The organism is uncultured Brachyspira sp. (genome assembly GCF_949287625.1).
In the GTDB taxonomy this organism is placed as follows: Bacteria; Spirochaetota; Brachyspiria; order Brachyspirales; family Brachyspiraceae; genus Brachyspira.
In genome coordinates, this window is record NZ_CASEGO010000089.1 from 1 (window position 1) to 14082 (window position 14082).

Annotated in this window: 12 protein-coding genes; 3 read left to right on the forward strand and 9 right to left on the reverse strand. The window is 29.7% G+C overall.

Features of this window, described 5'->3' with window-relative positions:
* Positions 1 to 81: 81 nt before the first annotated feature.
* From Q1X91_RS11930 to Q1X91_RS11960, 7 genes are all read right to left on the reverse strand, one after another.
* Entirely contained in the window at positions 82 to 1080 is a 999-nt protein-coding gene (locus tag Q1X91_RS11930) for a hypothetical protein (protein WP_300757725.1), read from the reverse strand.
* An 8-nt stretch (positions 1081 to 1088) separates the two neighbouring features.
* Positions 1089 to 1982 (reverse strand): hypothetical protein, encoded by an 894-nt coding sequence (locus Q1X91_RS11935; protein WP_300757728.1) that lies wholly within the window; start codon positions 1980 to 1982, stop codon positions 1089 to 1091.
* Between the two features lie 321 nt (positions 1983 to 2303).
* Positions 2304 to 3677 (reverse strand): DegQ family serine endoprotease, encoded by a 1374-nt coding sequence (locus Q1X91_RS11940; protein ID WP_300757731.1) that lies wholly within the window; start codon positions 3675 to 3677, stop codon positions 2304 to 2306.
* Between the two features lie 26 nt (positions 3678 to 3703).
* On the reverse strand, positions 3704 to 4588 hold the full coding sequence (locus Q1X91_RS11945) for a sigma-E factor regulatory protein RseB domain-containing protein (RefSeq protein WP_300757734.1): 885 nt from the start codon (positions 4586 to 4588) through the stop codon (positions 3704 to 3706).
* Positions 4585 to 5127 carry an anti-sigma factor gene (locus tag Q1X91_RS11950; protein WP_300757740.1) on the reverse strand — a complete coding sequence of 181 codons (543 nt, stop codon included), beginning with the start codon at positions 5125 to 5127 and terminating at the stop codon, positions 4585 to 4587. Before Q1X91_RS11950 ends, Q1X91_RS11945 begins: the two co-directional genes overlap by 4 nt.
* A gap of 13 nt (positions 5128 to 5140) precedes the next feature.
* Positions 5141 to 5719: a sigma-70 family RNA polymerase sigma factor gene (locus Q1X91_RS11955; RefSeq protein ID WP_300757743.1), complete on the reverse strand. Its 579-nt coding sequence runs from the start codon at positions 5717 to 5719 to the stop codon at positions 5141 to 5143.
* A gap of 60 nt (positions 5720 to 5779) precedes the next feature.
* A complete protein-coding gene (locus tag Q1X91_RS11960) occupies positions 5780 to 6691 on the reverse strand; it encodes an EamA family transporter (RefSeq protein WP_300757746.1) in 912 nt (303 codons plus the stop codon).
* 155 nt (positions 6692 to 6846) lie between these two features.
* Here Q1X91_RS11960 and purF point away from each other — a divergent pair, with 155 nt between their 5' ends.
* The 3 genes from purF to Q1X91_RS11975 are packed head-to-tail and all read left to right on the forward strand — an operon-like array spanning position 6847 to position 9431.
* Positions 6847 to 8232 (forward strand): amidophosphoribosyltransferase, encoded by a 1386-nt coding sequence (gene purF, locus Q1X91_RS11965; protein ID WP_300757749.1) that lies wholly within the window; start codon positions 6847 to 6849, stop codon positions 8230 to 8232.
* Between the two features lie 8 nt (positions 8233 to 8240).
* A complete protein-coding gene (locus tag Q1X91_RS11970) occupies positions 8241 to 8897 on the forward strand; it encodes a hypothetical protein (protein WP_300757752.1) in 657 nt (218 codons plus the stop codon).
* 9 nt (positions 8898 to 8906) lie between these two features.
* Positions 8907 to 9431 carry a DUF308 domain-containing protein gene (locus tag Q1X91_RS11975; protein WP_300757754.1) on the forward strand — a complete coding sequence of 175 codons (525 nt, stop codon included), beginning with the start codon at positions 8907 to 8909 and terminating at the stop codon, positions 9429 to 9431.
* A gap of 57 nt (positions 9432 to 9488) precedes the next feature.
* Here Q1X91_RS11975 and metF read toward each other — a convergent pair whose 3' ends face one another.
* Both metF and Q1X91_RS11985 read right to left on the reverse strand, forming a co-directional pair.
* Positions 9489 to 10340: a methylenetetrahydrofolate reductase [NAD(P)H] gene (gene metF, locus Q1X91_RS11980; protein ID WP_300757756.1), complete on the reverse strand. Its 852-nt coding sequence runs from the start codon at positions 10338 to 10340 to the stop codon at positions 9489 to 9491.
* A gap of 1223 nt (positions 10341 to 11563) precedes the next feature.
* Positions 11564 to 13078 carry a glucosyltransferase domain-containing protein gene (locus Q1X91_RS11985; protein ID WP_300757759.1) on the reverse strand — a complete coding sequence of 505 codons (1515 nt, stop codon included), beginning with the start codon at positions 13076 to 13078 and terminating at the stop codon, positions 11564 to 11566.
* Between the last annotated feature and the right edge of the window lie 1004 nt (positions 13079 to 14082).

The window sequence follows — 14082 nt, forward strand, 5'->3', positions numbered from 1 at the left end:
TTTAATAATTTTTTTTATCTTATATTTGCTTAACCTATTGTATTTCATACTCTTTTCTTATATCTACATAAAAGATACTAGTCAAGAGCCTAAATTATTTATTTCTTCTTGTTCTTTATATGTTTCTTTATCACTTGTGTAAATGTCTAATATAGAAGATGTGTAAGATAATTTAGCAATGCCTAATGATATTAATAATGGACCTACACCCATTGGAGTAGTTGCAACACCTAAACCAATTATAATTAAATCTACCATAAACATAATTGAACCAAAAATCAATTTAGCAAATAAAAATTTATCTTTTTTTTCGGTATAGCTTAATATATAACTTTCTATTTTTTTCATAGCTGGCTTTATATTTTCTTGGATATAACTATGAATTTCCTGCTCGCCGTATTTATTTATTTTATTAATAAGATTATTGGTTGAAAGATATTCCTTATATTGTATATAAAATTCATGTATAATTACTGATAAGTCCTTACATAAAGCATCTATATTTACTGATAGTCTGTCATTTGTTTCTTTTAATAATATATTATTTGGTGACTGCTCTTTAGCAGTTTCTAATAAATTAGCACGGAACTTATCTAATACAGAGAAAGATTTGATTATTTCTATTTCTAATTTGATAAAGTTACCATTTTTTAAATTATTATTTTTTAAAACTGATAAAATATCAATATCAGTATTTCTTATTAATAAAATATGATTTAATGGTATTTGTAAAGTAAGAAAATTGGCTGCTTGATTATATTGTACATTATTATTTTTGATGCTGCATAGAGTTTCTAAAAATAAAGAATTATTGGTTTTTATTTTTATATTTTTATTCTTTTTTAATATGGTTTCATAAAATGACTTTTTCTCTAAAATATTAAGATTTTCTAAAATTAAATATATATTATCTTCTTTTATATGTTTTATCTCTTTGATAATATTTTCTGTTTCAGAATTAACTTTATTGCTGCATATAGTAAAGCCATTTTTAGAATAAAAATCACATTGATATGTATTTGTTTGGGGTGCAATGCATAAACATTCTTTAAAATTCTTCTTACTGTCTTTACTATCCATACAACACCCTAACTGATAACTAGATTAATCTCTTCAAACATTCTGCTTGCTTTATATATTTTTGTGATAACAGGTAGATTTGTTTCTTCATCTTCATTTTCATACATTCGGCTGAATGTTTCACCAGTTTCTAAAAAACCAAATGATGACTCATACTTTTTATTTTTAGGAATTAAAAATATGTATTCAAAAATGTTTGCACCAATTTCTAATGATATGGCTTTATATGAATAAATATCTTCTGTATATGTTTCCTTTAAATAGTCTAAAAGCTCGCTGTATATGCCTGTATCGCTTTCTTTTACCTTGCCAAGTGATATTTTATAAGGGTTATCATAATCAGACTCTCTAAACTGATATTCTTTACTTTCTGCACCCTGATTTTCCACAGATGAATTATATATCTTAATATAATATGCTCCATTTATTATATCAGGGTATGATTTACTTAAACAGTAACGAACATGAAAAATATACTCATACTCTTCCTTTTCACTTTCGCTGCTTTCACCATTTCCGCTGTCTGCCTGCGGGGCAGAATAAGCCAGCTTCCATTTATTAGGCTTTGGAATAATTTGTAAAGGAAACCCTTTATCTGTCATTATAAGGCTTACATAGTCCTGCATAACGGCTTTTTCGCCATTTAATGTTTTTAAACTTAATGCTGCAGGGGGAATATTTACAACCATTGTGCATGGGGCAGGCACACCTAATATGCTGTTAGTGCAGCCAGATATTAAAGCATTCTGCATATCAGGCTCTAAGATAATAGGCACACCATCGCTTTTAAATGGTTTGCCTTTAACTGATTTTAACTGAACCTTGCCGCCATGGGGGCACATAATAACATCATCTTCTAATACTGGATAAAGTAAAGTCTGTAACTGAGTATTTTCTGACATATTACACCTTTTGTGTTAGTGAATAATTATATATATTAAATTTGTTGATTGTCAAGTAAAAGTATTTAAAAAAAATGTTACTATTTTATATATTATATAATATTATAATAACATTTATTATAAATATATTATTCTAACATATTGATATACTTTTATTTACATAAAATAAAAAATAATGATATGTCTTAAATAACCAGTAAATATTGATATAGAAAATTAATAGAATTTACAATAAAAAAAACTGCACTTATATAAAATAAGTGCAGTAAATTAAGTTTATATTAGTTCTAATAAATTACCTGCTAAAAACAGGTAATAAAATTATTCTGATTTTGCGAATGCTATAAAGTTTGAACCGTTAGGTGATACAACTTTTACAGCCATTAAATCACCTTTTTTCATTTTATCATATATTCTGTAAAAATCATTTGCATTATTTACAGCCTTATTATTTAAAAGAACTATCACATGGCCTTCTCTTAAGCCTTTTTTATAGGCTTGAGTATCTTCATTAAGGCTTGTAATAACTACACCATTAGATATACCTAAATTTCTAGCCTGCTGTGGGTCAATATCTTTTACAACTATATCACCACTTCTTTGTTTTGGCTGAGCACCATAATAATTTGATGCAATTTGGTTATTACCAGGTCTTTCGCCTAATTTCACAGTAAGATTCTGCCTTTTGCCGTCACGAATAATTGTTAAAACTACTCTTTCATTTGGACTTTTTGAACCAATAATGCCGGCAAGCTCTCTTGAAGTTTGTGCCTGTTTACCGTCAACTGCAATAATAACATCACCAGCTTTAAGACCTGCTTTATCTCCCGGCTCGCCTTTTGTTACATCTGCTATTAATACACCTTTAGTATCTGATAAACCGAATGATGCTGCAAGCTGTTCATCAAGTGGCTGCATAACAATACCAACCCAGCCTCTTGATACTTTACCGTCTTTTTTAAGTTTAGGAAGAATATTTTTAAGCATATTTACAGGCACAGCAAAACCAAGACCTTGAGCTGACTGTATAATCGCTGTGTTAATACCTATAACTTCCCCGTCCATATTTATAAGCGGACCTCCAGAGTTACCTGGGTTAATAGATACATCTGTCTGGATAAAGTTATCATAAGGTCCGTCACCTAAAACTCTGCCTTTTGCTGATAAAATACCTGCAGTTACTGTGCCGCCAAGACCAAGTGGGTTACCAATAGCTACAACCCAGTCGCCAATCTCTGCTTCATCAGAATCACCTAATAAAATAGGTGTAATATTTGCACCTTTTGTATCTATTTTTAAAAGTGCTAAATCTGTAAGCGGGTCTGTACCAATAATCTCTGCTTTAAACTCTCTGTCATCTTGAAGTTTAATAACAATTTCATCTGCCCCTTCTATTACATGGTTATTTGTAACTATATAACCGTCTCTATCAATAATAAACCCAGAGCCTAATGCTGTAGATTTATATTTCTGTGGACCACCGTTACCAAAGCCAAATGGATTATTGCCGCCAAACATACCACCAAAAAAGTCTTGAAAAAATGGGTCAATTTGACGAGTTACTGTTTTTGTTGTGCTTATATTAACAACACTAGGTGCTGCCTTTTTTACAACAGGTGAAAAACTTGTAGGTATTGCAAAAGCATTTACCGTAAAAGCTAAAACAAGCATCGCTGTTAAATATAATTTCTTCATTAATGAAAATTCCTCCTTGAAAGGTATCATTTTTTATTATAAATTTCTGATGTTAAAATACCACCCTCAGATGCAGTATCTATTACCTGTTTTATATTTCCATGGATAATATTTACTATATCCTCCATAAATCCAAAAGATACAGTGCCATATACTGTGTATTCTACATCATCAATTATTCTGCTGAATAAGTAGTTGCCATAAACTATTGTACTTACAGGCTCTACTGGTCTGTTAGCTGGTTTTATAAATACAGAAAATCTGTTAATGCCGTCTTCAAATGATAAATCAAAAACATATCTATTAAATACAGTTGTATGAAAGTGCCTGAAACCATGATAAAATTCGGGCGTATCCCAAAACTTATATTTACCTTCTATATTTCCGCGTAAATCATTAGGACCTTCTCTCATCTGCCCCATGCCGCGTCCCATGCCCATACCTCTGCCTCTGCCCATACCGCGACCCATACCTTCATGGTGACGGCCGTGCAGTGCACCAGTCATATAATCAAAGCCGCTGAAGGCAAACATTAATGTATTTACATGGTCATATACTTCTAACTTTACTATATGTTCGTTATTATCAAGCCATAAAATCTGCTTAAATCTGTCCTTATCTTTTGGGATAACTGTATATTGAGTTATATCAAAACCAAAAAATGAAATATTATCCATTTTTTCAACATTATAATATTTTGCTGGTATCCTGTCTATTGAAAAGAAACCTCTTAAAAGCTGGCGGGAAATAGAGCCAAGCATAGAAGTATCTGCAAAATAATCATCCTGCATATTTAAATAAACTTCATACCTGTCCTTATTTAAACATTTAAAGACAACTGCCTTATCAGCAGCAAAAACATTTACAGCTGCTGATAAAAGCAATATTATGGAGAGAATAAGTCGAATCATTTTTCAAAATTTACCGAAATCACCGATGCCTGAGCTGATGGACCAGCATAAGAATTTGTATAATGTTCTAAAACATAATCTTCAAAATTATTATAAGTCTGGTTTGCCATTTCAACAGACACTGGGTTAGATTTTTCAAAATATGTTACAGTTGCACCAATAGCAAACACTATGGCAGCAGCTGCCACTGCAATATATAACACTTTACCTGCAACCATTTTTGGTAAAGACTGTTTTGTTTTTTCATTTATAACTGCAGTTTTTTCTTCTATATTTTCTTTTACTTGAGCAGTTTGTTTTTTAGCATATTTATTATTAAATTTAATATTTGCCATTATTTTTTTAGATAAATCTATATCTTCTTTTGGTGCATAAACTGATTTTACCATATCACGCACTCTATACATTGAAGCAAGCTGTGCTTTACAGCTTTCACATTCAGAAATATGGCTTGTAACAATACTACTTTGCTCACTTGTCAGCTCATTATCAATATAAGCATATAAAAGAGGTTTAATATCCACACATTCTTGTTTCATATTACGCTCCATTTTATTTTGCCTCCGCAAATGCTTCATCTGTAAGGCCTTGTTTAATAAGTCTTTCTTTAATTATCTGCCTTGCATTAAAAAGCCTGCTTCGGACAGTGCCCAAAGGTATATTCAACATCTCTGCTATTTCTTCATAACTTAAATCTTCTACTTCACGAAGAATAATAACATTACGAAGCCTGTCAGGCAGCGCATCTACAAAAAACTTAACATACTTTTTAAGCTCGTCTTTAATAATGTAATCTTCAGGACATTCGCCAGTAGTTAATCTTTCAAAATAGTCCACATCGCTTTCTTCATCTTCCATATCCACTATTCTTTTATCTCTTTCATAGTGGTTAAGAGAAAGATTAACAGCTATGCGTTTTAACCATGGGTAAAAATGCTCCCTGTCTTGTAAAGTATCAAGTTTTTCATATGCTTTTAAAAAAGCATCCTGACAAATATCTTCCGCATATTCTTTATTTTTAACTATATTCATAGCAGAATAAAATATCTGCGACTGATATTTTAATATTAAAATTTCAAAGGCACCTGTATCGCCCTCTAAAACTTGTTCAATAACCTGTGCATCACTCATTTTATCCCTCTTATATAGTGAATGACATAGATAATTATATTTAGTTCAAAAAAATTTTTATTAATTTTCTTTTTTATCTCTTATTACAAAAAATACAGAAATTATAATAAAAACACAAGCAAATATAGTAATATGGTTTATAGGTTCGCCGCCAAATAAAGCACCCACAATAACTGCTACAACAGGCTCTGCATAAGCATAAGATATGGCAATATGAGTTGGTGTATTATATAAAAGCCATACATAACATGTATAACCTACAATAGAACCAAAAAATATTAAATGCAGAGTGCTTAAAAATGCTTTTAAAGTAACTTCTGAAAGATGAAAACCAGTCCACTCCCCTATTAAAAAAGAGATGACAAACATAACTAAACCGCCAGTAACCATTTGAAAACCAAGGCTTTTTATCATATTCATATCTGAATGTCTGCGTTTTAAATAGATAGAACCTGATACCCAGCCAGCCATAGATATAAATATAGTGATAATACCTAATACTGCATTAGAGCCGCCTGTAATCCCTGTTGATACTGCAAGCACACCAACACCAATAAAACCACCAATTAAGCCGACAAATACTGATGCAGAAGGCTTTTTATCATAACCTATAAGCCAGCTGACAATTACCATCCATAAAGGTATAGAGCCCATAATAAGAGCTATTGTACCAGAATTAATATAAAGTCCTGAAATATTTAAAAAAGCACCACCTATAACTATCATCATACATGATGCAAAGAAAATAGTAATAAACTGTGATTTTGTAGGCAGTTTTCTATCTTTTTTAATAAAAAATGACCAAAGCAAAAATATAGAGCCTGCAGAAATATATCTGATACTTGAAAGTAAAACTGGAGGAAAAGAAACAAGAGCAAACTTTATACTAAGATAGACAACACCCCATGTGGAATATAAGGCAACTATACAAAATAATGTTAATGCAAATTTTTTATTTTTAATAAGTGCCATAAAACACCATAGATTTCTTTATACTGTTTTTAATTATTATTTTTCAAATTTGTACTACTAAATATGAAAAAAAGCAATTATTTTTTATAAAATTTAATGACATTTATATTCTCTTATGTTATATAAGTAAATCAAATAATTATAAAGGTGTTATAATGATTGCAGGTAGCGATAAATTTAATGATGAATGTGCAATAGCCGGCATATATGGCAACCATGAGGCTGCTAATCTAGTTTACTTATGCTTATATGCTCTGCAGCATAGAGGACAGCAGGGTACTGGTATTGCAGCATATGACGGCGACCATATTCATTCAGAAAAAAGAGAAGGTTTAGTTGCTGATGTTTATACAAAAAAGCGTCTTAAAAAATTACCTGGCAAAATAGCCATAGGTCATAACAGATACCCTACTGACGGTATTTTTTCAGCAAGAAATCTTCAACCAGTTATAGCAGAACTGCCAATAGGTGATTGTGCTCTTGCTTATAATGGTAACTTAGTAAATGCTTTTAAAATCCGTAAACAGCTTATACAAGACGGTGCAATCTTCTCTACTGGAACAGATTCTGAAACTATTATGCATCTGCTTGCTAAAAGACTAAAAAATGAAGACTTAATTACAGCCCTTTCAAATGTTATGACTCAAATAACTGGCTCATACTCTATGGTATTTATGGCTGATAATAAACTTATTGCTATGCGCGACCCACACGGTGTCCGCCCACTTGCTATGGGTATGATGAAAGACGGATATGTATTTGTCAGCGAAACCGTTGCTCTTGATTTAATTGATGCCCACTTTGTCAGAGAAGTTGAACCTGGTGAAATGGTTGTTGTTGATGCAAGCGGTGTAAAATCTTATTTTCCTAATGGTAAATTAGAACACCCTGCACCATGCGTTTTTGAACATGTATATTTTGCAAGACCTGACTCTTTTATGTTTGGTCAGTCTGTTTATGAAGTGCGTAAAGGCTTTGGAAGAATGCTTGCAAAAGAATGTCCAGTAGATGCAGATATTGTTATACCTGTGCCAGACTCTGGTATTACTGCAACAATAGGCTATTCTGAAGAAAGCAAAATACCTTTTGAACTTGGTATTATCAGAAACCACTATGTAGGCAGAACTTTTATTGAACCATCACAAAATATCCGTGATTTTGGTGTTAGAATAAAACTTAACCCTGTTAGAAACCTTATTAGCGGTAAAAGAATAGTTGTTGTTGATGATTCTATCGTCCGCGGAACTACCAGTAAAAAAATAGTAAAACTTCTGCGAGATGCTGGAGCAAAAGAAATACATATGAGAATATCTGCTCCACCTACAAGCTACCCTTGCTATTATGGAATAGATACACCTACTAAAAAAGAACTTATATCTAATACACATACAGAAGAAGAAATTAGAAAATTTATAGGGGCTGATTCTCTTGGATATATTTCCCTTGAAGGTATGAAAAAAGTGCTTATTGATAATAACTTCTGCTTTGCATGCTTTACTGGTCAGTATCCAATAGACCCTACAGATTTAATTGAGGACTAAACATACAAATGAAAAAAATATTGTTAGTAATTATTATTTTATCATTTGCATGCAGTTTTGCTTTTGCTGATGACAGAACCGATAAACCATATAACTACGGCTATGCAAAAAGGCATGGTATGGTAGCCATTACTGGTAATTTAACAGACAGAATTTCTAATGCCTGGGGCGATTTAGCTCCGGGCGGCGGCGGCTTGGTATATTATAATATATTAAATGACTTCTGGGGTAATTTCTCTATCGGCTTTAGTGCTGACTATATTGGCGGTGATTTCACTACTAAAAATCAGAATATAAAAGGTAAAGCCCATATGGCACCTATTGCTTTAAATCTTGCATATATGACATCATCAAACATAGTTAATGCATGGATTGGTATTGGTATTTCATATAACTTTGCCACATTTAATATTTCTGACGGTACAAATAATGGCGTTTATTACAGTGATTTTACACAAAACAGCCAGTTAATAGGGTTTGACGCATTTGCCGGTGCTGAATATCTTTTTACAAAAGACGGCAGATGGGGTGCATTTTTTGAGTTTAGATATACTTATGCTCAAAACCCTAAATTTAACTTAGATTTAACAGGTGTTGGCAGTGTATCAGACTCACTTGATATGCAGCAGCTTAAATATACTATTGGGTTTTCATACCACTTTTAAGGAGATATTATGTCTAGTTCCAGCTATTTAGCAAGCATTATATTTTCAGTGCTTATTATAATATTTGGCGTAATTATTATAATGAACCCTGCAGGCACAATGACTGCATTTGCTATAATGATAAGTATATTAATGATTGTTTCAGGACTTACAAATATATTTTTATTTATAAGTCTGCGTGATTTTAAAGGTTCTGTATACTACTTAATAGAAGGCGGCATCTCTATTATACTTGGTATTATGCTTTTAAGCAGCCAGTCTGCTCTTGAAAATCTGCTGCCTTTATTAGTAGGTTTCTGGATAGCATTAAAAAGTGTTACTGCAGTTGTTACAGCAATTGAATGGAAAAAAAGAACTTATCCTGCATGGAAGTCTTTAATGGCTGGCGGTATTATTGGTATCCTTTTAGCTCTTTTAATTGCTGCCGTTCCTAAAATAGTTTCTGTCTATATCAGCCTTGTGCTTGGTATTGCGATGATAATCATAGGTGTTGTGATTATTCTATTTGTAATAAATTTAAGAAGAATAAGTTAATTACATATATTAAAATATTAAAAAAGGGCTTTTAAGAAGCCCTTTTTTTATTATATCTTATAAGAAATGAAGTTTATCTAATATGCGTTTTGTAGCATGGGACCTGTTTAATGTATAAAAATGAAGCCCTGCCACCTGATTTTTAACTAAATCTTCGCACTGGTTAACCGCATAATCTATACCAATAGATGTAATATCTTCTTCGCTTTTGCCTTCCATTGATTTTATTAAATGTTCAGGTATATGGCTTGAGCACATTACTTTAAACCTTTCTATCTGAGAAAAATTTACAATAGGCATTATTCCTGCCACTATAGGAACTTTTATGCCTGCTTTTTCTGCACGCTCTCTAAACCTGTAAAAATACTCATTATCAAAAAATAACTGAGTAATTATAAAAGATGCTCCCATATCTACTTTATATTTCAGCATCTCTATATCTTTTTCTATACTTGGTGATTCTGGGTGTTTTTCTGGATAGCCTGCCACACCTATACAGAATTTACCACGATTGGCAATATAGCTTACTAAATCAGAAGCATATTTAAAATCGCCCTGCTTTAAGTCGCTGCCTTTTGGTATATCACCGCGAAGTGCAAGTACATTTTCTATACCTGCATTTTCTAGCTTTTCTAAAATATTATCAAGTGTAACTTTATCAAAACCAACACATGTAATATGCATCATTGTTTCATATTTGCATGTATCTTTAATATAATTTATCCAGTCAAAAGTTTTATCAGCAGTAGAGCCGCCTGCTCCAAAAGTAACTGATGAAAAATCTGCATTTTCTTCTTGTAAAGAATCTATAGTATCAAAAAGCACTTTTTCTATTGCTAAAGTTTTAGGCGGAAAAAACTCAAAAGAAATAGACGGCTTTCTAGTATTTAAAATATTTGAAATGCTCATTAATCCTATACTCCATAAATTAAATTTTCAGTAGATATTGCACTAAAAATATAAATTTGTAAATAGTAAATAATATAAATTTAAAATTTAATGCATAACTAATATGAAATATTACAATTAAAGATATGTTGATAATTATTTTATAATTTTATTCATATTATTTTAATAGGTTTTCAATCTAACTGCGGTTTAGCCCATCTACTAAAATATTACTTGTATCAATAAATCTATATTTATTTTTTAGCAGTTTTTCAATAAATTCTGAATATGACTTACCCAAAAATTTAAAAAAGCCATATAAGATTATTTAGTCAATAATAAGCATTTTTATAATTTACCTTATATATGTTTTAGATACTTCACCTAAGAGTTTAGTTATTTTTTAACTTGTTCTCTACTCGCTTAGAAAAACATATCCTCGCAAAATTCGCTCGTCAGTATAATATATGCTTGTTATTTATCAATTATTTATCCTATTAAAACCTTGTCTATTTTGAGAATAAGCCGAAGAATCTTAAAGCATACAAATCTTTTTAATCTATGAAAATTTAAACAATTATACATATACAACTTATCAGCAGTTAAGAGATTTTGTTAGCTTTACTCTTTCAAGAATATGGCTTTCACTAGCTTAGTTCAAATTTTTGGATAAGTTCAAATCATTTTTTTCAGCATCCAGCTTTGTATTAATTGTCTTGTTTTGCAACCACTCCTATAATCTGTTTGTTCTTTATTATGCCCATCCTTACTGGTATTTAATTTGATTTTTACTTCTGCTTCTATTAGTTCTAACAAAAACAATATATAGTCTTGATTTTACACATTCTACTAATATTTTTTTATTTCTAATATTTTTTTCTAAAACCATTTTATGCTATATTTTTTGAGTATTTTATATTACTTCTTTATAGTTGTAACCTAAACAGGACAAAAATCCATCTTAACAGGTGTTTTAACATCTATTAAATAATATTAGCTAATTTTATATCATATTCCAATGACAAATTCAATATAAGTTGATGCCTGCTTTCCATCATTACACATTTGTGTTCATACTTATTATTTCCTGCCATATCTGTTTACTTATAATACTCTATCATTATATAATAAAAAACTTATTTTTGCTCTTTTTATACAGTCTCAATTTATCCATAATGTTTTATCTATTTACTGCTCAACCAATATTTTTAAATAAATTATTATGTAAATGAAATTACTGAATTTTATCTTAGTTTGATAATGACAGTATTTCCATAAAGCTGTATGGAATTATTGTGTGGATATACTGGCATTGTGTCTATAAAATCAAGCATATCTTTGTCATATCTATCTATATCATATTTATTAACATTCATATTCAATCCCAATATTTTCATAAAACTTAATATTCTATCAGTATTACCACCATCTGCTGAATAAAAAGATGCTTGAAACATATCTGATGAAACTCTCAAAGGATGGTTATTGTGCTGTAAATTACCATAAAAAATAACATTATATTTTGCATCGTATACATCTGGATATTTACTATATATTCGGTTTATTATGTCAAATGAAATCATCTTATCCTGTTCATATCCAATAACATATGAAGATTGTTTTTCTACAATATTTGAACCATTAATAATAACAACAGAAAATGCAAATACATAAAGAAGATATTTAATAAATGTATTCTTTTCAAAAAAAATATACATTAATAATATTACAAATGGACCTAAAAAAGCAGAAGAAAAGCGAGCTCTCATTACTAATAAATCATTGAAAAGCAAAATATTTAAAGAATATACTGCTAATAAAAACATAATTGATAATACAATAAAATATATTCTATCCTTAAAACTATTGAATTTAAAAAAACAATAAAGACACACAACTATAAAAAAAATAATTTTATATGTTATTTCATTTATCAATATAAGTTTCATAATAGAAAGGATTGTATGCATATAATCAGTATTCCAGCCAATCATATTAGAGTGATATTCTCCAAAACCTGCTGCAAAAATATAGATAAAAATAATATAAATAATTGTTGATATAGTTAATACAGTAATACTTTTAACAGCTAGATTTACATTATCTTTAATATTATTTCTGTTTATAAAATCTAAAATAATATTAATCATCATAACAGTTAAAAAAACTGAAAAATTTGCCTGATATGATGATATACCAATAAATAACAGAACAATTGACAAAAATATGAATGGAAAACTCCATCTACTTTTAATGATTTGAAAAGCTGCTATTACAAACAAAAAACCAATAAAATTATAAGCAGATTGAAAATAAAAATACTGCAGATAAGAAAAACAAGGATATGTAATAAGCATTACTACATACATACATTTTGCAGTATTTGAAATATATTTATAATTTGCAATAGTTAATGCTGCTGCAAAAACTAATGCTGTTATTCCAATTAACTGAGAAATAATATGATATTTTGCAAATGGAAATACATAGTATAAAAAAACACTTCCAAAGCGGTTTGTTCTAACATAATCTTTCATTCCATTTATTGCATAAAACTCACTGTCAATCCCAAATTTAACTGTGAAAATATCTATACTATTAAATAATATAGCTGTTATTACCGCAGTCAAAATAATATATATATTATTTGCACAAAATCTTTTGAAATAATTTGTTAAGCACAATATCTCATTATTAATATTCACTAAATATTTTTTCTTTTTATTACCAATAAATTTTTTTTTGCTGTATTTTATCATATGGGGGGGGGGGGGAGTCAAGTCTTCCCCAAGTTAGAACAATCAAAAAATTTTTGATAATACCTATTCTAAAAATTATTAATTTATTAACAGTACCTGAATTTAAAGAAAGGGTTATGCGTTTTGGAAACAAATAATAAGCCAAGAGAAGTTAATCAGAATATTACAGATTAATTAAAATTATTAATGTCAAATATAATTTTGTAATAAATAATACTATTCAGCCACCATAAAGTTTTAAAAGTAATCGTTTATTATACCAATTAATAAAATTTATTATTTTTTCAAAAACTCTAAAGCTGTTTTTTCCTTTCTATTTCACCCAAAAAGCATAATAGGTGTATTTATCTCAATTATTTCTGTATTCAAAGCAAAATATAGCAAAAAACAATTCTTATAAAATGCTTGTGATTGAATTTTTGGAATAATAGATATCCAAAATGAATTATAGATATTAACTGAAAAATATTAAATTAAGTGGCACGATGATAATAAAATTCTTTATTACTTATAAACAAAATTGCGAACTTTTTTGGATATTATCTAATACTGAAATTCATCTAATTACTGTAACTTATTACCCGCATATATAATAATCAAGGTATAAAAAGCCTTTAAAGTGATATATTCTATGGTGTCTTAAAATCTCGTTGCTATTATAGTTTGATGTGACTTGAACTAGATAAGGATATTTTTTTATAAGACTTTGTCATCTACTGAAATTCATCTAATATAAAAATAACTTAAATATAAATAGTATATAGTCAAATAAATTTTTAAACAATGGTGTATGAGCTAAAAAGACATAATATATAAATCATCACTACCCGTTGAATGGGTAGTTTGCTCTTTCCACTCTCTAAATGGTTTAATAAAAAAAGAGCTGTCAATTTTAGACAGCTCTAAATATCTTTAAGCTTTGGCGGCGCCCTAGTCTCCCAAGTGTTATCTTCACTAAGTACATTCGGCGATGGGGCCCTTCACTGCTGTGTTCGGTATGGGAA

Coding starts and splice junctions, on each gene's coding strand:
- Q1X91_RS11930 (WP_300757725.1), bottom strand. CDS start 1,080: ATGGATAGTAAAGACAGTAAGAAGAATTTTAAAGAATGTTTATGCATT.
- Q1X91_RS11935 (WP_300757728.1), bottom strand. CDS start 1,982: ATGTCAGAAAATACTCAGTTACAGACTTTACTTTATCCAGTATTAGAA.
- Q1X91_RS11940 (WP_300757731.1), bottom strand. CDS start 3,677: ATGAAGAAATTATATTTAACAGCGATGCTTGTTTTAGCTTTTACGGTA.
- Q1X91_RS11945 (WP_300757734.1), bottom strand. CDS start 4,588: ATGATTCGACTTATTCTCTCCATAATATTGCTTTTATCAGCAGCTGTA.
- Q1X91_RS11950 (WP_300757740.1), bottom strand. CDS start 5,127: ATGAAACAAGAATGTGTGGATATTAAACCTCTTTTATATGCTTATATT.
- Q1X91_RS11955 (WP_300757743.1), bottom strand. CDS start 5,719: ATGAGTGATGCACAGGTTATTGAACAAGTTTTAGAGGGCGATACAGGT.
- Q1X91_RS11960 (WP_300757746.1), bottom strand. CDS start 6,691: ATGGCACTTATTAAAAATAAAAAATTTGCATTAACATTATTTTGTATA.
- purF (WP_300757749.1), top strand. CDS start 6,847: ATGATTGCAGGTAGCGATAAATTTAATGATGAATGTGCAATAGCCGGC.
- Q1X91_RS11970 (WP_300757752.1), top strand. CDS start 8,241: ATGAAAAAAATATTGTTAGTAATTATTATTTTATCATTTGCATGCAGT.
- Q1X91_RS11975 (WP_300757754.1), top strand. CDS start 8,907: ATGTCTAGTTCCAGCTATTTAGCAAGCATTATATTTTCAGTGCTTATT.
- metF (WP_300757756.1), bottom strand. CDS start 10,340: ATGAGCATTTCAAATATTTTAAATACTAGAAAGCCGTCTATTTCTTTT.
- Q1X91_RS11985 (WP_300757759.1), bottom strand. CDS start 13,078: ATGATAAAATACAGCAAAAAAAAATTTATTGGTAATAAAAAGAAAAAA.